This is a genomic window from Microvirga terrestris (genome assembly GCF_015694425.1).
GTDB classification, from domain to species: Bacteria; Pseudomonadota; Alphaproteobacteria; order Rhizobiales; family Beijerinckiaceae; genus Microvirga; species Microvirga terrestris.
Window position 1 is genome coordinate 103,542 of record NZ_JADQDN010000008.1, and the last position, 24,935, is coordinate 128,476.

22 protein-coding genes are annotated in these 24,935 nt (G+C 61.2%); 8 read left to right on the plus strand and 14 right to left on the minus strand.

The genetic code is table 11. The features are described 5' to 3' along the window. Positions 1-54: 54 nt before the first annotated feature. Entirely contained in the window at positions 55-1,386 is a 1,332-nt protein-coding gene (gene ftsY / locus I2H36_RS15745; protein ID WP_196264849.1) for a signal recognition particle-docking protein FtsY, read from the plus strand. A 148-nt stretch (positions 1,387-1,534) separates the two neighbouring features. Beyond that, on the plus strand, positions 1,535-2,131 hold the full coding sequence (locus I2H36_RS15750; RefSeq protein WP_196264850.1) for a septation protein A: 597 nt from the start codon (positions 1,535-1,537) through the stop codon (positions 2,129-2,131). Positions 2,132-2,248: 117 nt separating this feature from the next. Here I2H36_RS15750 and I2H36_RS20440 read toward each other — a convergent pair whose 3' ends face one another. Further along, entirely contained in the window at positions 2,249-3,592 is a 1,344-nt protein-coding gene (locus tag I2H36_RS20440; RefSeq protein ID WP_196264851.1) for an adenylate/guanylate cyclase domain-containing protein, read from the minus strand. Positions 3,593-3,730: 138 nt separating this feature from the next. Between I2H36_RS20440 and I2H36_RS15760 the strand changes: the two genes are divergently transcribed. Then, positions 3,731-4,210 (plus strand): YaiI/YqxD family protein, encoded by a 480-nt coding sequence (locus I2H36_RS15760; protein ID WP_196264852.1) that lies wholly within the window; start codon positions 3,731-3,733, stop codon positions 4,208-4,210. Positions 4,211-4,799: 589 nt separating this feature from the next. Here I2H36_RS15760 and I2H36_RS15765 read toward each other — a convergent pair. From I2H36_RS15765 to I2H36_RS15775, 3 genes are read right to left on the minus strand one after another with little or no spacing between them, the layout of a single operon-like run. Further along, a complete protein-coding gene (locus I2H36_RS15765) occupies positions 4,800-5,345 on the minus strand; it encodes a DsbE family thiol:disulfide interchange protein (RefSeq protein ID WP_196264887.1) in 546 nt (181 codons plus the stop codon). A gap of 25 nt (positions 5,346-5,370) precedes the next feature. Continuing rightward, on the minus strand, positions 5,371-5,526 hold the full coding sequence (gene ccmD, locus I2H36_RS15770; protein ID WP_196264853.1) for a heme exporter protein CcmD: 156 nt from the start codon (positions 5,524-5,526) through the stop codon (positions 5,371-5,373). 5 nt (positions 5,527-5,531) lie between these two features. Further along, positions 5,532-6,272, minus strand: a complete 741-nt coding sequence (locus I2H36_RS15775) for a heme ABC transporter permease (RefSeq protein WP_196264854.1) — start codon at positions 6,270-6,272, stop codon at positions 5,532-5,534. Positions 6,273-6,486: 214 nt separating this feature from the next. Between I2H36_RS15775 and I2H36_RS15780 the strand changes: the two genes are divergently transcribed. Then, positions 6,487-7,476, plus strand: a complete 990-nt coding sequence (locus tag I2H36_RS15780; RefSeq protein WP_196264855.1) for a M23 family metallopeptidase — start codon at positions 6,487-6,489, stop codon at positions 7,474-7,476. Here I2H36_RS15780 and I2H36_RS15785 read toward each other — a convergent pair. Both I2H36_RS15785 and I2H36_RS15790 read right to left on the minus strand, forming a co-directional pair. Then, entirely contained in the window at positions 7,460-7,825 is a 366-nt protein-coding gene (locus I2H36_RS15785; RefSeq protein ID WP_196264856.1) for an antibiotic biosynthesis monooxygenase family protein, read from the minus strand. The genes I2H36_RS15780 and I2H36_RS15785 overlap by 17 nt on opposite strands. Continuing rightward, the gene (locus I2H36_RS15790; RefSeq protein ID WP_196264857.1) at positions 7,822-8,151 is read right to left on the minus strand and encodes an NIPSNAP family protein; all 330 of its coding nucleotides are present in this window, start codon (positions 8,149-8,151) and stop codon (positions 7,822-7,824) included. Before I2H36_RS15790 ends, I2H36_RS15785 begins: the two co-directional genes overlap by 4 nt. 230 nt (positions 8,152-8,381) lie before the next feature. Here I2H36_RS15790 and I2H36_RS15795 point away from each other — a divergent pair, with 230 nt between their 5' ends. Further along, on the plus strand, positions 8,382-9,083 hold the full coding sequence (locus I2H36_RS15795) for an ArsR/SmtB family transcription factor (protein ID WP_196264858.1): 702 nt from the start codon (positions 8,382-8,384) through the stop codon (positions 9,081-9,083). Positions 9,084-9,086: 3 nt separating this feature from the next. Here I2H36_RS15795 and I2H36_RS15800 read toward each other — a convergent pair whose 3' ends face one another. The 3 genes from I2H36_RS15800 to ccmA are packed head-to-tail and all read right to left on the minus strand — an operon-like array spanning position 9,087 to position 10,992. Then, on the minus strand, positions 9,087-9,575 hold the full coding sequence (locus tag I2H36_RS15800; RefSeq protein WP_196264859.1) for a GNAT family N-acetyltransferase: 489 nt from the start codon (positions 9,573-9,575) through the stop codon (positions 9,087-9,089). Positions 9,576-9,583: 8 nt separating this feature from the next. Then, positions 9,584-10,252, minus strand: coding sequence for a heme exporter protein CcmB (ccmB, locus tag I2H36_RS15805; RefSeq protein ID WP_196264860.1), 669 nt, complete (start codon positions 10,250-10,252; stop codon positions 9,584-9,586). After that, positions 10,252-10,992: a heme ABC exporter ATP-binding protein CcmA gene (ccmA, locus tag I2H36_RS15810; RefSeq protein WP_196264861.1), complete on the minus strand. Its 741-nt coding sequence runs from the start codon at positions 10,990-10,992 to the stop codon at positions 10,252-10,254. Before ccmA ends, ccmB begins: the two co-directional genes overlap by 1 nt. 218 nt (positions 10,993-11,210) lie before the next feature. On the opposite strand from ccmA, the gene acnA reads away from it, so the two are divergent. After that, positions 11,211-13,916, plus strand: coding sequence for an aconitate hydratase AcnA (acnA, locus tag I2H36_RS15815; protein WP_196264862.1), 2,706 nt, complete (start codon positions 11,211-11,213; stop codon positions 13,914-13,916). Positions 13,917-14,059: 143 nt separating this feature from the next. On the opposite strand, the gene I2H36_RS15820 is transcribed toward acnA, so the two are convergent. The 4 genes from I2H36_RS15820 to I2H36_RS19820 form a co-directional block, all read right to left on the minus strand. Further along, the gene (locus I2H36_RS15820) at positions 14,060-15,688 is read right to left on the minus strand and encodes a hypothetical protein (protein WP_196264863.1); all 1,629 of its coding nucleotides are present in this window, start codon (positions 15,686-15,688) and stop codon (positions 14,060-14,062) included. Between the two features lie 34 nt (positions 15,689-15,722). After that, positions 15,723-16,232, minus strand: a complete 510-nt coding sequence (locus tag I2H36_RS15825) for a hypothetical protein (RefSeq protein WP_210331092.1) — start codon at positions 16,230-16,232, stop codon at positions 15,723-15,725. After that, positions 16,174-18,294, minus strand: a complete 2,121-nt coding sequence (locus I2H36_RS15830) for a glycosyltransferase (protein ID WP_196264865.1) — start codon at positions 18,292-18,294, stop codon at positions 16,174-16,176. Before I2H36_RS15830 ends, I2H36_RS15825 begins: the two co-directional genes overlap by 59 nt. 380 nt (positions 18,295-18,674) lie before the next feature. Then, the gene (locus tag I2H36_RS19820) at positions 18,675-21,056 is read right to left on the minus strand and encodes a calcium-binding protein (protein ID WP_196264866.1); all 2,382 of its coding nucleotides are present in this window, start codon (positions 21,054-21,056) and stop codon (positions 18,675-18,677) included. 323 nt (positions 21,057-21,379) lie between these two features. Between I2H36_RS19820 and I2H36_RS15840 the strand changes: the two genes are divergently transcribed. Together I2H36_RS15840 and ppa are read left to right on the plus strand one after the other, a co-directional pair. After that, complete coding sequence (locus I2H36_RS15840; protein WP_196264867.1) at positions 21,380-21,886, plus strand: GNAT family N-acetyltransferase; 507 nt, start codon at positions 21,380-21,382, stop codon at positions 21,884-21,886. Between the two features lie 354 nt (positions 21,887-22,240). Then, a complete protein-coding gene (gene ppa, locus I2H36_RS15845; RefSeq protein WP_196264868.1) occupies positions 22,241-22,774 on the plus strand; it encodes an inorganic diphosphatase in 534 nt (177 codons plus the stop codon). A 94-nt stretch (positions 22,775-22,868) separates the two neighbouring features. Here the strand turns inward: ppa and I2H36_RS20370 are convergent, their stop codons facing one another. Continuing rightward, positions 22,869-24,896 (minus strand): cadherin domain-containing protein, encoded by a 2,028-nt coding sequence (locus I2H36_RS20370; protein WP_196264869.1) that lies wholly within the window; start codon positions 24,894-24,896, stop codon positions 22,869-22,871. Positions 24,897-24,935 lie beyond the last annotated feature (39 nt).

Below are 24,935 nucleotides of genomic sequence, written 5' to 3' on the forward strand. Positions count from 1 at the left end.
ATCGAGGCGACAGCGCTAAATCAAGCACAAGAATGAAAAGGCACAGCGAACCCCATGGCGGACACAAAGCCCGACAAGCCAGGATTCCTCTCCCGTCTGTTCGGGCGCAAGGCTGACACACCCACGGTTCCCGAGCCGTCACCAACGACCCCGCAGGCGGGCGGCGAACCCGAGGCGATGCCCTCCCCGCCCACCACGGGCGCGGACGATCTCGCGGCAGCCCCCTCGACCGTGACCACGGCTTCCCCCGATACGCCTGAGGCGAGCAAGACACCCCCGGAGCTGGCGGGGGCCGATCTCCAGCCGGTCGAAGGTCTCGATCCGGAAGGCACCAACCCGCAGGAGCCGCTGCCGCGCATTGTCACCGAGCAGGGCGCAGAGCTGCGCCCGGACATCACCGCTGCGGACCTGCCGGCGTTCGAGCCCGCTCCGGCCGAGATCACCCCCGAAGCAAAGCCCGCCCCGGCTCACGGCTGGTGGCAGCGTCTCACGGAGGGCATGCGCCGCACCTCCTCGTCCCTGTCAGACAGCGTCACCGGCCTCTTCACCAAGCGCAAGCTCGATGCGGCCACCCTCGAGGAGCTGGAGGACGCACTGGTTCAGGCCGATCTTGGCGTGCCCACCGCCATGCGGATCACCGAGGCGATCTCGTCCGGTCGCTACAACAAGGAGATTTCACCCCAGGAGGTGAAGGCAATCCTCGCCGGCGAGGTGGAGAAGACGCTCCAGCCCGTGGCTCAGCCGCTCGTCGTGGATCGATCCAAAAAACCCTTCGTCATTCTGATGATCGGCGTGAACGGAGCGGGCAAGACCACCACCATCGGCAAGCTGTCCCAGAAATTCCGCAGCCAGGGCCTGAAGGTGATGCTGGCCGCCGGCGACACCTTCCGGGCCGCGGCCATCGAGCAGCTGAAGGTGTGGGGCGAGCGGGTCGGCGCACCGGTGCTCTCTCGCGAGCAGGGCGCCGATGCGGCCGGCCTCGCCTATGACGCCCTGCAGGAGGCCAAGGCCAATGGCAGCGACGTGCTGCTCATCGACACGGCAGGCCGCCTTCAGAACAAGGCCGGGCTCATGGCCGAACTCGAGAAGATCGTGCGCGTGGTCAAGAAATTCGACCCAAGCGCGCCCCATGCCACCCTCCTCGTGCTCGATGCCACGGTCGGCCAGAACGCCATCAGCCAGGTCGAGCTCTTCCAGAAGGCGGCCGGCGTCACCGGCCTCGTGATGACCAAGCTCGACGGCACGGCCCGGGGCGGCATCCTGGTCGCGCTCGCAGAAAAATTCCGCCTGCCCGTGCATTTCATCGGCGTCGGCGAGGGGGTGGAGGACCTGGAGCCTTTCACCGCACGGGATTTCGCCAAAGCCATTGCCGGAATCGAAGGATGAATGCCCTGATTTCATTCCCGGCCGGAGCGCAGCGGAGGAGAATGGAATCCATGGCGCTGAGCCTGATCGTGGATCCCCTTCCCGGTCCTGCGGATCGCTGGGGATGACACTGGTATTCGTTTACCCAGAAATCCATTAGAAGAACCTCATGACCGACGAAAAGCGCCTTCCTCCCCTTCTTAAGCTTGCCCTGGAACTCGGGCCGCTGGCCCTGTTCTTCATCGGCAACGCCTATGGCGACCGCTTCGGCGTCGCGGAAGACCAGCGCATCTTCGCCGCCACGGGCATCTTCATCGTGGCGACCTTGATCGCGCTCGGCATCAGCTACGGGCTCACCCGCAAGCTGCCGATCATGCCGGTGGTGTCGGGCATCGTCGTGGTGGTGTTCGGTGGGCTGACGCTCTTCCTGCAGGACGAGACCTTCATCAAGCTCAAGCCCACCATCGTGAACAGCGTGTTCGGGCTCGTGCTGCTCGGCGGCCTCTATTTCCGTAAGCCCCTGCTCCAGATCGTGCTCGACAGCGTGTTCGACCTCGACGAGGAGGGCTGGCGCAAGCTCACTTTGCGCTGGGCCCTGTTCTTCTTCGCGCTCGCCGCCATCAACGAGATCGTCTGGCGCACGCAGTCGACGGATTTCTGGGTCAGCTTCAAGGTCTTCGGCATCATGCCGCTCACCATCGCGTTCGCATTGGCGCAAACGCCGCTTTTGCTGAAGCACGAGATCAAGAAGGCGGAAGAGGTCTGATACCTGCAACGTCATCCCCGGACTTGTTCCGGGGATCCACGTCTTTGATCCGCTGCGTTTCCTAAGACGTGGATGGCCGGGGCGAGCCCGGCAATGACGATGGAGTGATGAGAACCCTCACCCCACCGGCTTCATCAGCACCATCCTGCGCGTGACGCCCGGCAGCGGATCGCACTCCACCTCCGTCCAGAGATCCTCCTCGCCCGCCGCCACGACGGTTTCCTGTGAGGCGAGAAGCTCGCAATCCGCGGCTTTCGTCGCCTGCTCGATGCGGGACCCAATGTTGACGGTCTCGCCCACCACGGTGAATTCGAGCCGGCTCTCATCCCCCACCACCCCACAGAACACGTCGCCCGTATGGATTCCGATGCCGAGCCGCACGGGCGGGTTGAAGCCGCGCTTGGCGTTCCAGCGTTCGATCAGGGTGAGCAGGGTGCGTCCGCACGCCAGGGCACGCCTCGCGTCGCCGTCCCGCGCGCCCGGCACGCCGAAGAGGATGAGCGCTCCGTCGCCAGTGAACTTGTCGATGACGCCGCCGTGCCGGGAGGCCGCGCGCAGCACGCGCCGGCGGAACGATGTGATGAACACCGCGAGCTGCGCCGGCTCCATCGTCTCGCCGAAGGTGGTCGAGGCGCGGATGTCCACGAACATCACCGTCACCGGAATGCGCCTTCCCTGGCGCAACGAGGCAAACGCCTGGTCGGTGAGGATGGGCGCGAGTTCGCGCGGGAGGTAGCGGGTGAGATTGGCCCGCAGGGTGGTCTCCCGTACGGCCCGCTCCAGCATGAGCCGCCCCTGGCGCGCCACAAGGATCAGGATCAGGCCGGCGGCAAACACCATGACGATGCGGACCATATTGGCCTGCATCGAGAACAGGCCGGCAATCGCCGCGAGATCCTGCCGCCGCTCCTCGATGCTCATGAACCCGCCGCTGAAGGCGATGAGCGTGAGGCCGATCACATAGATGGCGGCCACGAAGGCCTGGAGCCGGGGCTGATAATGGATCGCCGCTGCCGCCATGGTGATCGGCACCACCCAGGCCACCGGAAACGCCGCGAAGAGGCTTCCGGGGATCCCTAAGCCCCAGTGACTGTAGGCGAGGTTGCCGAGCACCAGGAAGGCATCGGTCATCGCCGTGATCACCGGCAGCTGGGCAATGGCGATCCGCTTCGAGGCAAGCCAGGCGCCAAACCATCCCGAGGCGCCGAACAACACGAGGGTGAGTTCCGCCGCGCCGATCTGCTTGCGCGCCATGGGCGTATCGAGCTCGATCCCTGCGGTCGCGAACACGAGGGCCAGCAGCAGAAGCCCTGCCGTGACCATGCGGGCCATGCCGGCCCGCTGCAGCGCACCGGTATCGGCCTCGCGGATCAGCCGGTGGGTGGCATCGCTCAAGGCGGGCGTCGTTCGCAGCGAATTGATGAAGCCCAGAGCGGTGCGGGTGCGGGATCGAGGGGTCACGGGCTTCCTTTTGCTCCCGGGCGGGTTGTTGCGTTATGTCACGGAACTGCCCCGACGCCCATTACGGATCCGTTACGCCCGCATGAAGAGCCGTTCAACCACGGCAGCATCCCCGCATCTTACAGGAATATATGGTTCATGAGCGAGACCAGCCAAGTGATCACCATCTATGTGGATGCGGATGCCTGCCCGGTGAAGCCGGAAATCTACAAGGTCGCCGGGCGCCACGGGGTGAAGGTGTTTGTGGTCTCGAATGCCTTCCTGCAGGTGCCGCAGGACCCGCTGATCGAGCGCGTGGTGGTGAGTTCAGGGTTCGACGCGGCGGACGACTGGATCGCCGAGCGGGCCCGGCGCGGCGCCATCGTGATCACCGCCGACATCCCGCTCGCCCACCGCTGCGTGACGGCCGGTGCCGACGTGATCGGGCCGACGGGAAAGCCCTTCACGCAAGCCTCCATCGGCATGGCGCTCGCCACCCGCAACCTGATGGAGGATTTGCGCGCCATGGGCGACGTGACCGGCGGGCCGAAGCCGTTTTCGGCGAAGGACCGCTCGGCGTTTCTCTCAGCGCTGGACGTGGCGATCAACCGGCTCAAGCGCGCGGGGTTTGGTGGATAGAAGGCTCGTCGGTAGCGAGATCAGGGCGGTAATGGTGAATGATGCTCAGTACCTCGACCCTCGCCGTCGTAGGGAAAAACCCTCGATCAAATTCGATTACGGTGTTCTCCCCATAAGACTTCAGAGTCGGGGGGCCGATTATTCTAATCGTATTCTCCTGAACAATTACCGATTGGACCTCGGGCCAGGATAGGGTTCGAACCCGGAAAATGAAATTCCGTCGGATACCTTCTGGTCCCACAACGAAGTCCGACCTCCTATCAAATGCATGAAACAGGAGACAGCCCGACAACAAGGCAACAACGAGAGATAGCGCCCCAAAAACCGCCCCACGTACCCACCACGGCAACATAAGCAGGACATCGTTGATTAAAGCACTGCGCATACGGCGGCCTGTGGGGCGCCAATCCGGATCGGATAAGTCGTATGCTATCCACAAGAACAGCAAGGCTAATACGATAAAGAGAGCGGAAAATCCCAACACTTTGGGTTTGGAAAATGAGTATCGCTTCTCAGGTTGACCTATAACTTGAGGTTCTATCGACTTATCCAGGTTCTCCTCCCAATCTGCATGGGATGAGAAACTCTATTACTTATTCGCCACCACCTGCAACCGCTCCTTGAATCCCGCAAAATTCTCCGGCGTCAGCGGGCCGATATGCTTGTGGCGGATGGTGCCGTCGGGGCCGACGATGAAGGTTTCCGGTACGCCGTAGACGCCCCAGTCGATGGAGGTGCGGCCGTTGGGGTCGACGCCGACGGCCGCATAAGGGTTGCCGAGCGCCCCGAGGAAGCGGCGGGCGTTGTCCGGGTTGTCGCGCTGGTTGATGCCGACCACGCGGATCGACGGATCCTTGGCGAGATCGACGAGCAGCGGATGCTCCTGGCGGCAGGGGCCGCACCAGGACGCCCACACATTCACCACCGTGACGCGACCCTTGAGGTCCTCGTTGGAGAAGCCCGGCACGGGTTTGCCGGCGGCTGTGAGACCTTCGAGCGGCGCGAGGCTGAAGGTGGGCACGGGCTTGTTGATGAGGACCGAGGGGAGCTCGGCCGGGTTGCGGCCTGAAAACAGCTGCACGGCGAAAAGCCCCACGAGGGCGAGAAAGACGAGCCCCGGCAGGATGAAGATCATGCGGGACCGGGAGCGCTCTGCAGCTTCAGCCACGGCGGGATCTCCGACCGATGCCGCGGGATTCGAGATCGGCGAGCGCGCGAACCTGAATGCGGTGATCGATCACGGCGCGCAGGATCAGGCCCGCGACCACCAGGGCGGTCACGATGTAGGAAAAGCCGATGAAGAACGTGTGCGACATGAGTGTCAGGCCGCCTGTGCGTCGAGGCGCTCGGCCTCGAGGATGGTGAGGGTGCGCACCCGGCGGCGCAGGATCTCGGTGCGCATGCCGGACAGATGGAGTGCTACGCCTATCAGCGTAAAGGCCACGGCCATGACCAGGAGCGGCACGAGCATGGAGGGATGGATCGTCGGACCGTCGATGCGAAACACGGAGGCCGGCTGGTGCAGGGTGTTCCACCAATCGACCGAGAACTTGACGATCGGCACGTTCACCGCGCCGACAAGCGTGAGGATCGACACGGCCCGCGCAGCGCGGTTCGGCTCCTCGATGGCGCGCCAGAGGGCCAAGATGCCGAGATAGATCAGCAGCATCACCAGCATGGAGGTGAGCCGGGCATCCCACTGCCAGTAGGTGCCCCACATGGGCTTGCCCCAGAGCGAGCCGGTGACGAGACAGATCAGCGTGAAGGCGGCCCCGATGGGAGCGGCCGCCTTCTGGGACACGTCCGCCAGGGGATGGCGCCAGACCAAGGTGCCGAGCGCCGAACTCGCCATGATCATGTAGAAGAACAGGGACAGCCAGGCCGCCGGGACGTGGAGATACATGATCTTGACCGTTTCGCCCTGCTGGTAGTCGGCAGGCGCGGTGAACCAGACCAGGTAGAGCCCGACGGCCAGCAGGGTCGCGGCCAGTCCCCCCACCCACGGCAGCAGCGTGCCGCTGAGGCTCATGAAGCGGGTCGGGTTGGCAAGCTCTCGGATCATGGGCTGGATGTAGCGGTCTTGGATAGCGCCTGCAACGTGGAGATCGCCGCACGGCGAATAACGTTTTCGCCAGAGACGAGGCTTGTAAGGGGTCCGGGCGCGGTTGGGCATTCCGGAAATGTGCGTAGGATCCCGGCCATACTGGCTCTTCGACGCGCCTTTCATTCGCCATCCAACCCGGCCTATAGTTTCGCATCTCTGTTGCGGAGCGATCATGCGCCTCGGATTGCCCAGCCTATTCGGCCTCACCCTGCTCGCGCTTCCGGCCTCGGCGCAGGACATCAGCTTACGCCTGCCCGTCGCCTGCGAGCTCGGTCGCAGCTGCTTCATCCAGAAATACGTGGATCATGACCCGTCTCCGGTCATGCGCGACTATCAATGCGGCGCCCTTGGCGAGGACGGCCACGACGGCACCGACATTCGCCTGCCGTCGATGGTGGAGCAGCGGGCGGGCGTCGATGTGGTTGCGGCCGCGGACGGCAAGGTCGCCAGCACCCGTGAGGGCGTTCCCGACGCCTTCGTGACAGAGCAGACACGGGAAAAGATCACCCAGATCGGCTGCGGCAATGCGGTGGTGATCGACCATGGCCAGGGCTGGCGCACCGCCTATTGCCACATGGCAAAGGGGAGCCTCACGGTACGCTCCGGCCGCGAGGTCAAGGCCGGCGACAAGATCGGGCAGGTCGGGCTCTCGGGTCTGACCGAGTTTCCGCATCTGCATTTCACCGTCATCAAGGACGGTAAGCCTGTCGATCCCTTCGCCTATGGGTCGACGGAGAAATCCTGCGGCGGCGGCAAGTCCCTGTGGGAGGCGTCGTTGCAGCGGGCCCTCGCCTATCAGGCGGGAACCGTCCTCAACAAGGGGTTTGCTCCTGGCCCAGTCACGGTGGAATCCATCGAAACGGGAGTGGCGGAGCAGGACACGCCGACGACAAAATCCCCGGCCCTTGTGGCCTATGTGCGCGTGATCGCCCTCAAGGGCGGCGATGTTGCGACACTCACCCTGTTCGACCCCGACGGCAAACCGCTCGCCCAGAACAAGGCCCCGCCTCTCGATCGCGACAAGATCCAGTGGATCGCCTTCGCCGGCGTCAAGCAGCCCGAAGGCGGCTTCCGCCCCGGCCTTTACCGGGCGATCTACCGGGTCGAGCGGGACGGCAAGCCTGCCATCGAGCAGGCTTTTGGGATCAACCTTCGCCCGTGATGCCTTCATGCGCCGTGCGGCTGTCCGCCGGTGCCTCATCGCGCTCGTTGAGACCGTAGTCGCGAATCACGCTCGCGACCCTCAGGCGGTAATCGCGGAAAACGCCGTCACGGCCCGCCCCTTGCGTGGTGCGATGGGAGGGCAGGTTGCGCCAGGCCCGCACCGCCTCCTCGTCGCGCCAGAACGACAGGGACAGGAGTTTTCCGGGCTCGGAAAGGCTCTGGAACCGCTCGACGGAGATGAACCCGTCCATCGTCATGAGGTCGGAGCGCAGCGCCGCCGCGAGACCGAGATAATCCCGCTTCCCCGCATCGCCGTCCGGCCAGACTTCAAAGATCACCGCGATCATGGCTGGACCAGCTCCGCATGAGGACCTGAGGCAAGGCGCAGGAAGATCCGGTCCTCCCGGCGGATGAAATGCTCCCGCTTGGCGAATTCGTAATTGGCGCGGCCTGCGGGATCGTTGCGCAGGCGCTCGCGATAGGCCTCGTATTCGGAGAGGTTCTTGATGTTGTACACGCCGTAAGCAACCGTGCTGGAGCCCTCGTGGGGAGCATAATAGCCGATCAGGTCCGCGCCGCAGCGGGGAATCGCCTGACCCCAGGTGCGGGCATATTCGGTGAAGGCATCGACCTTGAAGGGATCGATCTCATAGCGGATGAAGCAGGTGATCATTGATGGCATCCTTTGACTAGAGCATCGTGCGGACCCAGCGGGCCGCGCTAGCGAAAAGTGGATCCGGTTTTCGCTGACGCGGCCCTCTGGGTCCGGTCCACACGATGTTCATTTTCATGAAGAAGCATCGGATGGGTCCCAAAAGTGCAAATCCACTTTTGGGTCCGATGCTTACGACAGTTTGGTCTTAGCCGATGGATCGGCACCGATGCTTCGGCTATGATCGAAGTATGAAAGAAGGTCCTGTCATCGCGTCTGTTGCCGCGCTCCTGGGCGATCCGGCCCGCGCCAACATCCTCACTGCCCTCATGGACGGGCGGGCACTCACCGTGAGCGAACTCGCCGAAGCGGCCGGGGTCACGCTCCAGACTGCGAGCGGACACTTGGCCAAGCTCGATGCGGCCAACCTGCTCGTCGCTGAAAAGCAAGGACGGCATCGCTATTTCCGGCTCTCAGGCCCCGATGTCGCCCAGGTGTTGGAGGCCCTGATGGGCCTCGCCCAGCGCACCGGCGCCACCCGGGTGCGAACCGGTCCGAAGGATGCGGCACTCCGATCCGCCCGAATCTGCTATGACCATCTTGCCGGCGAGCGCGGCGTCGCGATGCTGAAAGCGGCCCGTCAGCAGGGCCTCATCAATGGCGATAAGGATTTGGCCATCACGACCAAGGGCCGCGCCTTCTTTGCCGATTTCGGCATCGATCTGGCAGCCCTCGAAAAAGGCCGCCGTCCCGTCTGCCGCGCCTGCCTCGACTGGAGCGAGCGGCACAGCCATCTGGGCGGCGCGCTGGGCGCCGCGATCCTGTCCCGCATGATCGAGACAGGATGGATACGGCGCGAGGCTGGGCGCGTGCTCACCTTCACCTGCGAGGGCGTGGAGGGCTTTGAGACAGCCTTTGCGCGACCAGGAGAAGACGCTTCGCAGGCGGCCTGAACCTCAGGCGAGCTTGTAAGACTCGACCTCCTCGAACCCGTGAGACCGGTAGAGCCGCAACGCCCCGGACGGGTTGTCCGCGTGGACCTTCAGGTCGATAAAGGCCGCACCCCGCTTTCGGAAGGTGTGAAACACCTGATGCAGCAGCGCTGAGCCCAAGCCCTGCCGGCGCATGACCGGAGCAACGGCGAGATCCTTCACGAAGGCGCCGGTCCAGCATTGGACCACCCCAACAATCTCGTCCTGCTCGTCCGCTGCAACGAAGACCAGGGTCGGATCGTAGTCCGCATCATCCCGCAGGCTCGGCCACCAGATCGCGAAGGGTTCGACGTAGCCGCCACCGCGTGAATAGGCCTGCACGAGCAGCGCATGGACCTTTTGCGCATGCCGGTCGGGTTCGAACGAAATCGGCCGAATGCCGACGGGCCAAGCAGGCTCCGGCACGGGATCGGCCAGGGAACGCCGCATGCGGATCACGAGGCGTTCGGTCATGGGTTTGTCTATTCTCCGGACCGCAGGGCTGCCGCAGCCCCCACCGTGCCGACCACCGCGGCGATCAGCGACAGGGCGACGAGCACCAGGAACGGTGTCGCGAAGGGGATCGTCCCGCCTAACGCCGCATTGGCGGCCGAGACCCCGAAGATCAGGGTCGGAATCATGAAGGGCAGCACCAGAATCGCCAGGATCAGCCCGCCACGCCGCAGCGACGATGTCAGCGCCGCCCCGACCGCCCCGATGAAGGTGAGCGCAGGCGTGCCCACTAAAAGGGTCACCACCATGGCGAGCATGGCCTCGGGCGAGAGTGCCACGAGAAAGCCGAGGAAGGGCGCCGCAAGGGCAAGCGGCAGGCCCGTCACGAGCCAATAGGCGATGACCTTGGCGAGAACCACGATCTCCAGCGGCGCCTGCGACAGGCGCAGGAGATCGAGCGACCCGTCCTCCTGATCAGCCTGGAACAGCCGGTCGAGGCCGATCAGCGTAGCGAGCAGAGCCGCGATCCAGAGGATGGCCGGGCCAATGCGCGCGAGCAGGTTCAGGTCGGGCCCGAGCGCGAAGGGGATCAGCGTCACAATCATCAGGAAGAAGATGAGTCCCATGACGCCCGAGCCGCCGACGCGGGCGGCGAGCTTGAGGTCGCGGACCAGGAGGGCGTTGAAGGATTTCAGCATTAGCCCTCTCCGCGCTTGCCCTCTCCCCTGTGCGGGAGAGGGTGGCCCGCAGGGCCGGGAGAGGGGCCGTGTTCGGTTGATGACTGCCCCTCTCCCGCCTCGCTGTGCTCGGCACCCTCCCCTGCGGAGGGGGGACGGTTTGGGGTGCGCTCGATCCTGATCTCCTTGGCATCCTTCAGAAACAGGGGCGAATGGGTCGAGGCGGCGATCATGCCGCCGCTCTCCCGGTGGCGTTCGAGAATCAGCCGCAGGGTTTCCTGTGAGGCGGTGTCGAGGGCCGAGGTCGGCTCGTCGAGGAGCCAGAGCGGCCGATGCGCTACCAGCAGCCGGGCGAGCGCCACCCGGCGGCGTTGGCCGGCCGAGAGATAGGCCACCGGCAGGCGGGCCGCATGGGCAAGGCCTACCGCCTCCAGGGCCTCGCGGGGCTTCAGGGCCGGATGTCCCAGGAAATCGCGGGCGAAGGTGAGATTTTCCTCGGCGGTGAGCGCCGCCTTGAGGGCGTCGCGATGGCCGACATAATGCAGGCATTCTTGCAGGGTCCGTTCACCGGCATCGTCGAGCAGGATCGCGCCACCCGCCGGGTGCAGCCGCCCGGCCAGGATATCCAGGAGGGAGGACTTGCCGGCCCCGTTGCGGCCGGTGATCACCAGGGCCTCACCGGCCAAGAGCGTGAAGGAGACGCCTTCGAAGATGCGCCGCTCCCCCCGCTCACACGCCAAATTGTTAACGCTCAGACGCAAACCCGGTACCCCTGCCCTCTTTGCACCCCAGAACCGTTCTAAACCGTGTAGCGGGATGGTTGGAAATGATCTATAGCACCCGTGGCTGCGCCGCGCGCCAAGGCGTCCAATCCGTCTCGCGCGCTTCTCCCCTGTCCGGGCACCCCCGGAGCGGCGCGCGCTTATCGCGCTTTCGGCCGAACACATGTTCGTAACCCAAATGCACGCGAGGATTCGCCGTGACGCTCAACAACAGCTTCAATGCCCGCCAGACCCTCAAAGTCGGTGACAAGTCCTACACCTATTACTCCCTCGTCGAGGCCGAGAAGAACGGCCTCAAAGGCGCCTCGAAGCTGCCCTTCTCCATGAAGGTGCTGCTCGAGAACCTTCTGCGCTACGAGGACGGCCGCACGGTCACCAAGGCCGATATCGAGGCCGTGGCCGCCTGGCTCGACAACAAGGGCAGGGCCGAAAAGGAAATCGCCTACCGGCCCGCCCGCGTCCTGATGCAGGATTTCACCGGCGTGCCGGCCGTGGTGGATCTGGCCGCCATGCGTGACGCCATGAAGAACCTCGGCGGCGACCCGCGCAAGATCAACCCGCTGGTGCCCGTCGATCTCGTCATCGACCACTCGGTGATCGTGGACGAATTCGGAACGCCCAAGGCCTTCGACCGCAACGTGGAGCTGGAATACCAGCGCAACGGCGAGCGCTACCGCTTCCTCAAGTGGGGCCAGACCGCGTTCGAGAACTTCTCCGTCGTCCCCCCCGGCACCGGCATCTGCCATCAGGTGAACCTGGAATTCCTGTCCCAGACCGTTTGGACCCGCAAGGACACGGCGACCGGTGAGGAAGTGGCCTATCCGGACACCTTGGTCGGCACCGACTCGCACACCACCATGGTCAACGGCCTCGCCGTTCTCGGCTGGGGCGTGGGTGGTATCGAGGCGGAGGCCGCCATGCTCGGCCAGCCGGTCTCCATGCTCATCCCCGAGGTCATCGGCTTCAAGCTTACCGGCAAGCTCCGTGAGGGTGTGACTGCCACCGATCTCGTGCTCACCGTCACCCAAATGCTGCGCAAGAAGGGGGTCGTCGGCAAGTTCGTGGAATTCTACGGTCCCGGCCTCACCGACATGACGGTCGCCGACCGTTCGACCATCGGCAACATGGCTCCCGAATACGGCGCCACCTGCGGGTTCTTCCCCGTCGATGCCAAGACCATCGATTACCTGCGCACCACGAGCCGCACCGACGAGCGCGTGGCTCTCGTCGAGGCCTACGCCAAGGCGCAGGGCATGTGGCTCACTCCCGACATGGCCGACCCGGTCTTCACCGACACCCTGGAGCTCAATCTCGGTGACGTGGTCCCCTCGCTCGCCGGCCCCAAGCGCCCGCAGGACCGCGTGACGCTGGACACCTCCAAGACCGAGTTCCTCGGCGCCATGGAGAAGGAGTTCCGCAAAGCCGGCGAGATGGGCAAGCGCGTGAAGGTGGACGGCGCCAATTACGATCTCGGCCACGGCGATGTGGTGATCGCGGCGATCACCTCCTGCACCAACACCTCGAACCCGAGCGTAATGATCGGCGCAGGTCTGCTCGCCCGCAACGCGGTGAAGAAGGGCCTCACCTCCAAGCCGTGGGTGAAGACCTCGCTGGCGCCCGGATCGCAGATCGTCGAGGAGTACTTCAAGAAGGCGGGCCTCCAGGGCGATCTCGACGCGCTCGGCTTCAACATCGTCGGCTTCGGCTGCACCACCTGCATCGGCAATTCGGGCCCGCTGCCGGAGAACGTGTCGAAGGCGATCAACGACAACGACCTCGTGGCCGTGTCGGTGCTCTCCGGCAACCGCAACTTCGAGGGCCGCGTGAACCCGGACGTGCGCGCAAACTACTTGGCCTCGCCCCCGCTGGTGGTGGCTTACGCGCTCGCCGGCTCCATGCTGGTCGATCTCGTCAACGATCCGCTGGGAACGGGCTCGGACGGAAAGCCGGTCTACCTGAAGGACATCTGGCCCTCGTCAGTGGAGGTGCAGGAGTTCATCGATCGCACGATCACGAGCGAGCTGTTCAAGAGCCGCTACTCGGACGTGTTCTCGGGCGACGAGAACTGGAAAAAGGTCACCTTCGAGCCGGGCCTCACCTACGAGTGGGACATGGGGTCCACCTACGTGCAGAACCCGCCTTACTTCGAGGGCATGACCAAGGAGCCGAAGCCCGTCACGGACATCCTGAACGCGCGCATCCTCGGTCTCTTCCAGGACTCGATCACCACCGACCACATCTCCCCGGCAGGCAACATTCGCGCCGCCTCGCCGGCCGGTGAATACCTGCAGTCGCATCAGGTGCGGGTCGCCGACTTCAACCAGTACGGCACCCGTCGCGGCAACCACGAGGTGATGATGCGCGGCACCTTCGCCAATATCCGCATCAAGAACCAGATGGTTCGCGACGAGAGCGGCCACGTGGTCGAGGGCGGTTACACCATCCATCACCCGTCGGGCGAGCGGATGTTCATCTACGACGCCGCCATGCGCTACAAGGAAGAGGGCGTTCCGCTCATCGTTCTCGCCGGCAAGGAATACGGCACCGGCTCGTCCCGCGACTGGGCGGCCAAGGGCACGAACCTGCTCGGCGTGCGCGCTGTGATCGCTGAGAGCTTCGAGCGCATCCACCGCTCGAACCTCGTCGGCATGGGCGTGGCACCCTTCGTGTTCGAGCAGGGCACGTCCTGGGAGACACTGGGTCTGAAGGGCGACGAGACCATCACCATCAAGGGCCTCGCCGGCGACCTGAAGCCGCGCATGCGCATGGAGATGGAAGTCACCTCCGCCGACGGTTCGGTGAAGCGGGTTCCCGTGCATTGCCGCATCGATACGCTGGAGGAGGTCGAGTACTTCCGCAACGGCGGCATCCTGCACTACGTCCTGCGCCAGCTTGCGGCGTAAGCGGACATAACAAAACGCCCGCTCTTCGGATGAGGAGCGGGCGCTGACGAATAATAGGAGCGCGCTAGCATGGCGCGCTCCTATTATCTCTAATGCGCTGGAGCTCTTCCCTCCCCGTCACAAGAGCATACTTGGCCGAGATCTCAGTTCGACAGGCGCGAAAGCTCTCCTGCGAGGATCACATGTGACAATGCGCCGCCGGTCCGAGCGTGAGGAAACCGTCCTTCAGCCGATGCGTTCTCGGCCGTCGCTCTGGCTTTCTCAAGGTATTCCCTCGGAAAGAAGCCGCTCCCCTGCACCCTTTCATAGTGACTCAGGAAATCTTCTCGCAGCATGCGAAGGGCTTTCTGCTTCGTAAAATCCCCGGCTTGCAGCGATGCAGCCTCCGATGCGAACACCTGCCCGTCGTTGCGTGCGGAGCGGATCGCATCTTGGGCGTCTGGCACTTCCGCAAGATGCCTTGTGTCGAACGATTTCCCTGGTTCGTCATAAGGCATGGTTGCCAGTTCACGATTGGCGTTGATGAGGATATCCGCCAGGACTTGGCTCCGTTCGATCTGATCCGGTGAGCACAAGGAAGAAGCCCATCTCAGGTTTGCGCCCGAGAGAGGCGAAATCAGGTTTCCGTATTGTGGTGCACGCCCTCCATGGCAGCGATCCCTGAAATGCCGATAATGAACGATCATCGGATCAACCGAAGCTTCAGTTCCGTGACGCAAGCTTGAAAGATCTTCGAGAATATCCCTTTTCAATCTCTTGAATTGGGCTGATGAGGGAAAGAATCCACGCTGCTGATTGAGGAAGCGGTTTGGAGGAACGCTAGGGTAGAAGCGTCTATGCCCCTCTCCGCCAGCACCGCCGAACGAGAGGGCTGTCGGAACAGGACGGGTCACTGGAAAATAGATCGGCCCATAAACCCCCAAACAAAGAGATTTCCATTTCTCGTATGCTTCAGAGGTATCCAGGCGGATAGGGACACGTAGGTCTTCCCTCTTGTCCATGAACCGCAGCTGGAATCTCTCGGCAATCTGGCATGCTAAAGCGAAGTCACCTTTCGCTCCTATCTCGCTCGTGAAATTGATTTGCCGAATGAAATCGCTCCCTATGTTTCGGGCGGCAGCCAACATCAGGGATAGAACCGCACGCGAGTCCCGTCCTCCTGTCAGATCGCTGCGCACATAAAGACCTGACTTCAGCACAGTCGCCATGCGTCCGACCCAAAGCCTGAGATAGTCCTGCAAGGCCTCTCTGTAGCTTCTCACATTCAGAGCATGGCCGGATGCCGTTGATACGGGCCGGAGTGTCAATGCGGTTCCGAAAAAGGCCTTAGTCAGCACAGCCTCCATCGTTGATGGGATCAGCCGAATTTCTTTGACGCTTGTCCGCAGGGAGGTCAGCTGATCGCCAAACGGCCCAGGGATGAAGAAACTAGAGAGATGGTTCTCGTCAATCGTGACTGGCAGGTTTCTGCTTGCCGTGTAGCGCACGAGTTCGATAAACGAGTTGGAAAGAGCCCATTTTTCTCCGCGCTGATAGAGGAAGAGCTTATAGTATCCGCTGAAATCCGTTCCGATTACAGCCTCTTCTCTATATGTGTTTACGATGATGTAGGAACCATCCTGACCTGGTTGGATTTCAGCACGCTGGGCAGCTCTGTACTTTTTGTATCCTTTATTGCCGATTATCAAATCTTCTCCTTGCCAGCATATCCCCCGCAGATCATGCTGCGGTACCGGGTCAAAACTGGATAGCAAGAAGATATTCGGATCCATTCATACTCTCATGGACATGTGCAACTAAAGCGACTCAGGTTAGCATATGCCTGAATCGGTTGAGGACGCGCCCAACCGGCCGCACAACCTGAAGAATCCGAGCAGACAAGGCGGAGTTGGAGGCGAAACGCACATAGGCTGCGGCCAGACGGTGCGCGCGTGACGCATCAAGCGTCTGCTGTGCTTTCTGGAGTGCCTTGAGCTGCATCCTGGTCGCAGCCAATTCCGCCTTCATCTGTTGGGATTTGTCTTTCAGACGCTGTGAGGAGGCTTTGAGGCGTTCATAATTACCTCTCAGCCGTTCCTGCTCTTCTGCATAGGCCCTGATCGTCGGTTCTTGCTCCAGGAGACGCTCCTCAAGGCGGGCTCGTTCGAGAGCTGTGATCCGCCGGATCTCCCGCGCGCGATCCTCTGCAAGCCGCGCCAACATCTTATAGTGTTCAGCCTCGGGGTTTTCCGGCTGCGGTCGTGGAATATCGGACCTCTTATGCATGCTGAAAATGCCCCTGCTGCAACTGAAAAAGCTCGGCAACACGCGTCTCATGCGCTTCCGGAGAATGATGCTCCTTGACGAATGTTCTGGCCTGTTGTCCAAGCCTCAGGCACAGATCAGGATCGCTTACGAGCCTCAGAAGAGCCTCGGCATAGGAGGCTGCCATGTCGTCGTCGTCAGGCAGCGAAGGCAGCAGGATCCCGGTCTCCTCATTGTTGATGATCTCCGAAATCCCGCCCAGGTCAGGGGCTACGACAGCCAAGCCATGACTCATGGCCTCGAGGAGCACATTGGGCACTCCATCTTGAAGGCTCGTGTAGAGGAGGATGGAGTATCGGGATGTGGGGAGGGACTCAAAACCGGCGTAGGACCCGTGATAGCGAAGATTGGACAATCCTTCGAACTGGCGCGCATCGAAAGCTTCAAGCACTGAGCTGCCGAAAACATCGATGGTCATCTGCGGAGCAACGCGGTGTAGCTCGCGTGCAATGGCGGGAAGAAGAGAGGGTCTCTTATCGGCGTCAAGACGTGATGCCCAGAGGATCCGGTGCTGTGCATCGGATGTGCGTGCCGGCAGGACGGCAGGGGCCTCTATAGAGGCTGGAAGATGGTGCCACTTTTGAGTCTGTGTTCCGACACGATGCATGTCGTGACTGATCATGGAGGCGCTGTCGCAAATGATCTTGGACAAGGAGTCGAGGTGTTCGGATATATGACCCATCGAGGACCCGACGGTTATGAAACGTCCCTTCTCAATCCGAACGACATCATTGAACCGATAGAAGATCGTTTCTTTATCCTTGAGGACGGCGGAATAAAGCTGCAGAAAACGATCCACGAATGGGCACTCACGCAGATGAATGCGAGCTTCGAAACCGCATGATTCCACAATTTTCAGCGCCAACAGACAGCGCTGGTCCCGATTCAGCCCGCGGCCATACAGAGACATATCGACAATGGTAACATTTGGTGGGAGGCGATCCATCCACTGCACAATGTCGAGGTCGCCACCAAGGATTGCCAGAAGATTGCAGAACGGATCGATTCGGGAAATGGCTTCCATCAATGCGGCGAAGTATTTTTCCGCTCCGCCTCGTGACATAAAGGGAAACAGAAAGACATCGCTGTAGACGTGATTTCCAAGAACTTGGCAGATATCATAATAGGCTGCACCGAGAGGAGAAAATCCTGTGTGATTGCGGATGGCAGGAATTCTTTCGTCACGATACCTTGATAGGACGATGGAAGGATCTATTGCGTTCGCGTGCTTGGCTAAGTCTTGGAGGATTTTGCCATTGAGAAAGTCGCGCGCAATGGCGCTGGATCCTGCATCGTTGCAATTCGAATGGGCTAGATGGTTGTAGAATGGTTCTGAAATCTTCAAATAGCTTACAGGATCGAACAATCGCGTCGGTGGGATCTGGCGGACCGAAATTGCATAGGCAGACCTGAACAGGCTTCCAGGCCTTTGCCTGTAGAAGAGAGCTACGTCCTCTACAATTCTGATATCTAATCCCGAAGCAACAGCCTCTGCATTGAAATGCCAATCCTCGAAGGCATAACCCGGGGACAATCGAACGTCGCGAAAAGGAATTCTGCGAAACACATCCCGATGGGCGCAGACCCGGGAGATGTAGGGGTTTTGCTGAAGGAACGTCATCGGTGTGACGTTGATCAAGGGCTCATACCGACAAACGAAGCTGTGAAAGCCGAAGCCGATAACATATTCCGGAAAGTAGAGCGCTTCCGAGCCGAGCCTTTCAGCCGCCACATAAATATCGTGGAAGTAGTTGTATGAGACGAGATCGTCGGCATCTGCGGTAAAGACATAGTCGCCGCGTGCTCGCTCTATCCCAGCATTGCGGGAAAGACCAAGCGAACCATGGTCGACCTCAATGATCTGCACGCCCTGATAGCTGCCGAGATCGAAGGATGACAGGACCTCGCGCGTGGCATCGTCGGTCCGATCCAGTACAGCCACCAGTTCGAGTCTCAGACCCTTTGATTGTGCAAACCGCACAGCCTCGTCGAGAGACAGGAGCGTCCGTCTCAGGAAGACGGCTTCGCAATGAATGTTCAGGATGATCGATGCATGGAATAAAGTCTCGATCATCAAAAAGTCCTGCTAATATCCAGTTCTGTGAATGGTGGGGTCAGATGCAGATCATTGAAGTACCCGCCTATTAGTAACATGATCATGTATCATGTCGAGAGGCCAAGACTCCTTTTCTGCAAGAGGACTGGGCGACGATCTGACGTGATGCATGACGATGGAGGGCATCTCCGTCAGCCCCTTGGGGAAGCGCGTTCCCATGTAGTGCCGCACCAATGCGCTGGAGGATGTCGAGTCCTGCCGCAATGGCGGCATCCAGCATCGGGGCCTGCGCCATTCAGCCGCCTGATGCAGAAAAAGCCCGCTCCTGGGTGAGGAACGGGCAGCTATGAAGAATGCAGACTGCTCCAGCAATAGAGCGCCCGATTGCCTGAATTAGCTCAGATCACGAAGAAGTCGTGATAGTAGAGCTTCGTCTTGTCGTTGAGGCTTGCGATCTTTACCTGAGCCTTGTTGCCGGTGCCGTCCTGATCGTAGTAGAGCGCACCAGCTTTTTTGTCGTAGACAATCCGGTCCTCGGCATCCTTGGCCTTCTTGCCCTCGATAAACATTTCTTTCTTGAATTTCTGCGGCTCGGACATCGTGCCGGAGCCCAGCTTTGTGAAGACTTTATTGTCCAGATAAAAGCTGTCGTCCCAGGAACGATAGTCCATCACGTGATCTACATTGATGCTCTTGTTCGGCCTAGTGTCGAACACGAAGATGTCGCTGCCGGTACCGCCGATGAGCACGTCGTTGCCTGTACCGCCATAAAGCGTATCATTGCCGCCGGCGCCGGCAAGTCGGTCGTTACCTGCTGATCCGAACAGCCGGTCGCTGCCGATACTGCCCGTCAGGGCATTGTTGCCCTTCGTGCCGGTCTGCGTTTCGACCGCATCCCCAACCTGGATCGTGAACGCTTTCTCGTAGGTTTCGCCGGCCTTATCGGTCACCGTGACCTGGATCTGGTGCGCCTGAGCCGTCTCGTAATCGATTCTGGAACCATCACTGACCGAGAGGCGGCCGTCCTTCGTGACCTCAAAGCGCTCATCAGCGAGCGAGAAGGCGAAGCTGTCGCCTCCATCCGGATCCGTAGCTGAGAGCTGGCCGATGAATGTGCCGTTCACAGCTCCTTCCTGCACCGTGGCCTGGCTCAGGCCGATATCGGTCGGGGCGTGATTCACTGGTACCGGCACGTCCTTGATGATGACGACGAACTTTTGTATTGCCGAGCCGCCTTGGCCGTCATCGACCTTCACCCAGATGTTGCGGGTCTCATCCGCCGATACCTGGATCCCACCCTTGGTCACCAATTCATATCGGGTCACCGCGGCGCCGTTGGTGACGGGCCGGACGGCGAACGCGCTGGTTGACGAGACATCGGCGCCGTTCTCATCCACCAGGGTGTAGGTGAGGATGTCGCCATCCGGATCCGTCGCGCTTAAGGTTCCGACCGTGACCGATGCAGCACTTTCGTTGACGTGGAACGACAGCGTCAGGCCCGTCGGAGCGCGATTGTCGTCCGAAGGATCGTTGGCGACGTTGATCGTAAAGGCCTTCGTGGTTTCGATGCCCTGGCCGGCCGATGCTATCACATGGATGGTGTACGAGCGTATGGCCTGCACCCCATCGTAATTGAGCACCTTGCCCGGTGCGACCTTGACCTGTCCGCTCCCATCAATCACGAACATGCCGCCGGCATCGCCGCCTCCTTCGGCGGATGTATCGAAGGACCAGGTGATCCCACTCTGGTCGGCCGTTAAGGCACCAATTCCGGTCTCACCCTCCATGACGGAGATCGTGCCTGTGCTGCCGGCCAGCTTGAGGTCCGATGGAGGTTTGGGAGCAGCAACAAGACCGAGCGTGGAATCGGCGAACTGGATGAATTCGATTCCTGTGAGTTCGTCCACACCATCACCACCCAGGAGGGTATCGACGATTGTGAAGGAACCATCAGCATTCTCGATAATGCTGTAGTTCCCGCGTGTGCCTGTGAAAACCGCCGTATCGATGCCGTCGCCGCCAACCAGGACGTCATTGCCCGCTCCTCCGGAGAGGGTATCGTTTCCGATGCCTCCCTCCAGGGTGTCGCTGCCGTCCGCGCCTGTGAGCCGATTGTCGAGGCCGTTGCCGATCCCTATGAGGCTTTGCGCTCCCGCGAAGCGGAGATGTTCCAGATTGTCGCCCAGCGTGTAGTCGATGGAGGCGATGACCGTGTCCTCTCCCTCGCCTGCACTCTCGATAATCCTGTCACCCTCATCGTCAACGACGCAGGTGTCATTGCCCCGTCCACCGTTCAGGCTGTCAGCCCCCTCGCCGCCGTCGAGTGTGTCGTCGCCATCCCACGCAATGAGGTTGTCATCGCCGCCTCGCCCCTCAAGGAGATTGCCGTTGCCATTGCCGATGATGGTGTTGTCGAGGGCGTTGCCGGTTCCACGGAGTTGCTCCATGCCCTGGAGGACCAGAGCTTCGACCTCGTCGGAAAGCGTATGGGAGGCGTAGGAGAGGACGATGTCCTGCCCCTCGCCCGCCGCTTCAATCACCACATCGTTTTCATCGTCGACATAGTAAGTGTCTGCGCCTTGGCCGCCGCTTAGCGTATCGGCTCCCCCGCCACCGTCGAGCGCGTTGTTCTCGGCATTGCCGGAGAGGACATTGGCGAGGGCATTGCCGGTAATGCCGGCATTCACTTGGGCGCCGGGGATATCGAGCAGAGAGAGACTCTGAGTATCGGGCTCAAGTCGATAGGTATTCCAGAAAGAATCGTACTGATAACCGCCCATCGACCTGGTGCCCCTGCTTCATGAGGAAGGCATCTTTGCTTCTCTTCCCCGTGGGAACTTCGTCTTACCATAAGGAATGATATTTTATAGCATCTACAGATTGTATGGTGGTGCTGGAACATCCTGAATGGATCGCCCTCCCTCCTTCCTGTCATGCAAATAGGGTTCTGGCCTGTCCTGCGGCACTTTGGCCAGTCTCCCAACGTTTTGATTCTGCTGAAAATGCCACGCTTTCGACGTAAGTCTTCCCACTTCGTTAAGGTGCCGTTAACCCTTTCACGCAGAAACTCTTTTCATTGCTTCTCTCACGTTTTGCCAGAGCCATGAGCGACCTTCTCGTCAGTATCCGTCATGCGAAGCCCGACGATGCGGCTTTCCTGTCGAAGGTCTTCGACGCGGCCTGGCGGGAGGCTTATTGCGGCATCATCCCGGGCGTGACCCTCGAGAAGATGTTTTCCCGGCGCAGCGAGGCTTGGTGGCGCTCCACGGTGTCCCGCGGGCGCCCGCTCGTGGTGCTGGATCTCGGCCAGGGCGCCGTCGGCTACGCCTCCTATGGCCGCTGCCGCGACCGGTCGCTGCCGGCAAACGGCGAGATCGACGAACTCTACCTGCTCCCGGAATACCAAGGCATCGGCTTTGGGCGGCGCCTGTTCAAAGCCGTGCGCAACGACCTCCGGCACCGGGAACTCGACAAGACTGTGGTCTGGGCCCTGGAGGCGAACACCCGCGCCTGCGCTTTCTACGAGGGCATGGGCGGACAGAGCATCGCCCGCGTCGAGGAGCGCATCGGCGGAACGCCGCTCGCCAAGGTGGCTTACCTGTTCCGCTGAGGCCGGTTCGCCCTGGGCAGGGCGCCTTCCGGCTGAAACCCTAAAATTTTCAACCTTCGGTCCTTGTTGCCAAAGCCTGCTCCGGCTAGAGCATCGTGCGGAAAAGTGAACCCGGCTTTCCGGTCACACGATGCTCTTATTCAAGAAGAAAGCATCGGACCCAAAAGTGGATTCCACTTTTGGGTCCGATGCTTTAGTGAAGCGTCCAGCTTCGGGAGTGGTCGGTCCGGCATTCGGGCTCGCGCTGCTTCCAAATCCAGCTTCTGCCGCATTTTCACCGGTGTCCCGGTGTCCTGTTCATTACGGACGTCGCGCCCGCGAAGATGCTCAAGCCCTGCTCCGGAGAACAGCTCTATGCGCCTTGACGCGTTAAAGATTGGAAAGAACCCGCCGGACGACGTGAATGTCGTGATCGAAGTGCCGATCGGCGGCGAGCCCATCAAGTACGAGATGGACAAGGAATCCGGTGCCCTGGTGGTGGACCGCTTCCTCTACACCGCCATGCGCTATCCCGGAAACTATGGCTTCATCCCCCATACCCTCTCGGGCGACGGCGACCCGTGCGACGTGCTCATTGCCAACACCCGGGCGATCATTCCGGGGGCCGTCATGAACGTGCGCCCTGTCGGCGTCCTCGTGATGGAGGACGATGGCGGCCAGGACGAGAAGATCATCGCCGTCCCGTCGAGCAAGCTGACCCAGCGCTATGACCGGGTGGCGAACTACACCGACCTGCCCGAGATCACCATCAAGCAGATCGAGCACTTTTTCGAGCACTACAAGGATCTCGAGCCCGGCAAGTGGGCCAAGATCATCCGCTGGGGCGACGCCGAGGAAGCCCGGCGCCTGATCCTCGAGGCTATCGAGCGGGGGAAGGGAAAGAAGTAATCCAGTTTGGAATCAACCAAAGCGGATCGCTTTTTCACCAGCGTCTGGACTCAAACCCGGCTCATATACTGAGCCGGGTTTTCTTTTGGTCCGGTCAGATGATGAAGAAGTCCTTGTGGGTCATGCTCAGGTTCTTCGAGATGCTGGCGAACTGGATCGCCTTCGCGGAGCCGGATCCATCAGAGTCATAAAACAGGGCGCCGGCCTTTTTGTAATAGAGCACCCGATCGTCTTTGTCCTTGAAGGTGTCGCCGACCACGAAGGCCTTGCTCGACAGGGTCCCCTTGGAGAGCTTCGAGAAGATCTTCTTTGCCAAATGGATCGTATCGTCCTTCGGGACGAAGTCCTGGATAAAATCGCGGTTCGATTTCGCGCTCAGTCTCTGGTCGAACACGAAGACGTCCTTGCCTGCACCGCCGAGAAGAATGTCGTTCCCCGTTCCTCCATAGAGCATGTCGTTGCCGATCTGGCCTGAGAGCGTATCGTTGCCCCCCAGGCCGAAGAGCCGATCGTTGCCGGATTCTCCCGTCAGGGAATCCGCACGCGTCGTGCCAGTGCGGGTCGATGGGGTCGTCTCAACGACATTCCGAACATTTATGGTAACGTTTTTGGCGAACTCGCCGCCATAGCCGTCATAGGCCGTGATGGTGATCGCGTGCTGAGTGGCCTTCTCGTAATCGAGAGACTTGACCAAGATGAGTTCCTTGCCGGTGCTGTCCAGGCCGAACATTCCATCCGGATTCGACGTGATGCGATAGGTCAGCTTGTCGCTGTCCGGATCGCTGCCGTAGATGTCAGCCACCGAGGCTCCCGCCCCCGTGCTCTCAGATATGCTCGTGCTCGACAGGGAGACACTGGACGGATTGGAGTTGACGAGAGCAAGGGTCTGGTCCGAGAATTTCACGAACCGCACAGCCTTGAGCGTATCGGTCCCGTCCCTCTGCGCTTGACCATCTTCGATGGTGACGGTGCCGTCCTGGTTGTGACTGATCGTGTAGCCGGCCCGCGCACCGGAAAATTCGGCCGTATTCTGCCCACTGCCGCCATCGAGCGTATCATTGCCTTTGCCGCCTACGAGCGTGTCGTTGCCGGCCTTGCCCTCCAGTTTGTTGTTTACGTCATTTCCGATGAAGTGGTCGGCACCTGTACCGCCGATCAGGTGCGTGATCCCAATCAGGGTATCGGAGCCGTAACCGCTGGTACTTTGGGCAACCTGAATTCTGAGATCGACCTCCGCCGCGGCAGACCCACTATACCGGGCCGTGTTGGTTCCCGCCCCACCATCGAGAGTGTCGCTGCCGAGTCCGCCCTCGAGAATATCGTCGCCGCCGCCGCCGTAGAGAGCGTTGTTGCCTGTGCTGCCGATGATGTCGTCGTCGTGAGCGCTTCCGGTCACGTTCTCGATGTTGATGAGGGTGTCGCTGCCTTGCCCGCTGCCGATGGTTTGTGAGGTCGTTCGGCTGAGATTGACGGTCACCTCGCCTGTGGCCTCGGAATAGTCCACCATGTCGTTTCCAGCACCGCCATCGATATAGTCGGTGCCCTCACCGCCCGAGAAAGTCTCGTCTCCCAGCCCGCCGAAAGCGGTATCATTGCCCAGCCCGAGCTTGATCATGCCGCCGATGGCACTTCCCCCGATACCCTCGTAGAAATCGTTTCCGCCCTGGAGATCCAGCAGAACGGCGCCCGTTGCAGTGGAGGTGGTCTGCAAAGTGCCGGTATTGGTGATGCGATCATTGCCGCTGTTCCCTTGGATCGCCATGCCCAGGGCAGTGATCATTCCGGAATTATTGACGGAATTGGCCCCACCCCCTTCAAACAGGATCGCAGTGGTGGTTTTCGACTCGATCTTGCCCTCGTTGTAGACCGCATTTCCGGTTCCGAGGAGGTGGAGACCATGACGCTGGCCAATGGCGCTTCCGTCCTTGCCGATGAAGATTCTCTGCGCCGCCGCCGCCTGGATGGCTGACAAGTTCAAGCTGCGGATTTCCTCATTGGTGCTGTTGACCGCAATGTCGATAAGAAGGTTGCCATCCTCACCAGGGCCGAGTTCGAGTCTGGCTTTCGAAGTCGGACCTACAGGGGGAAGTTGAGTGGGATTGTTATAGACGCGGGTAGCCATGGGAGATCCAATCTGAACGGGCCATTCTCCTGTATTATA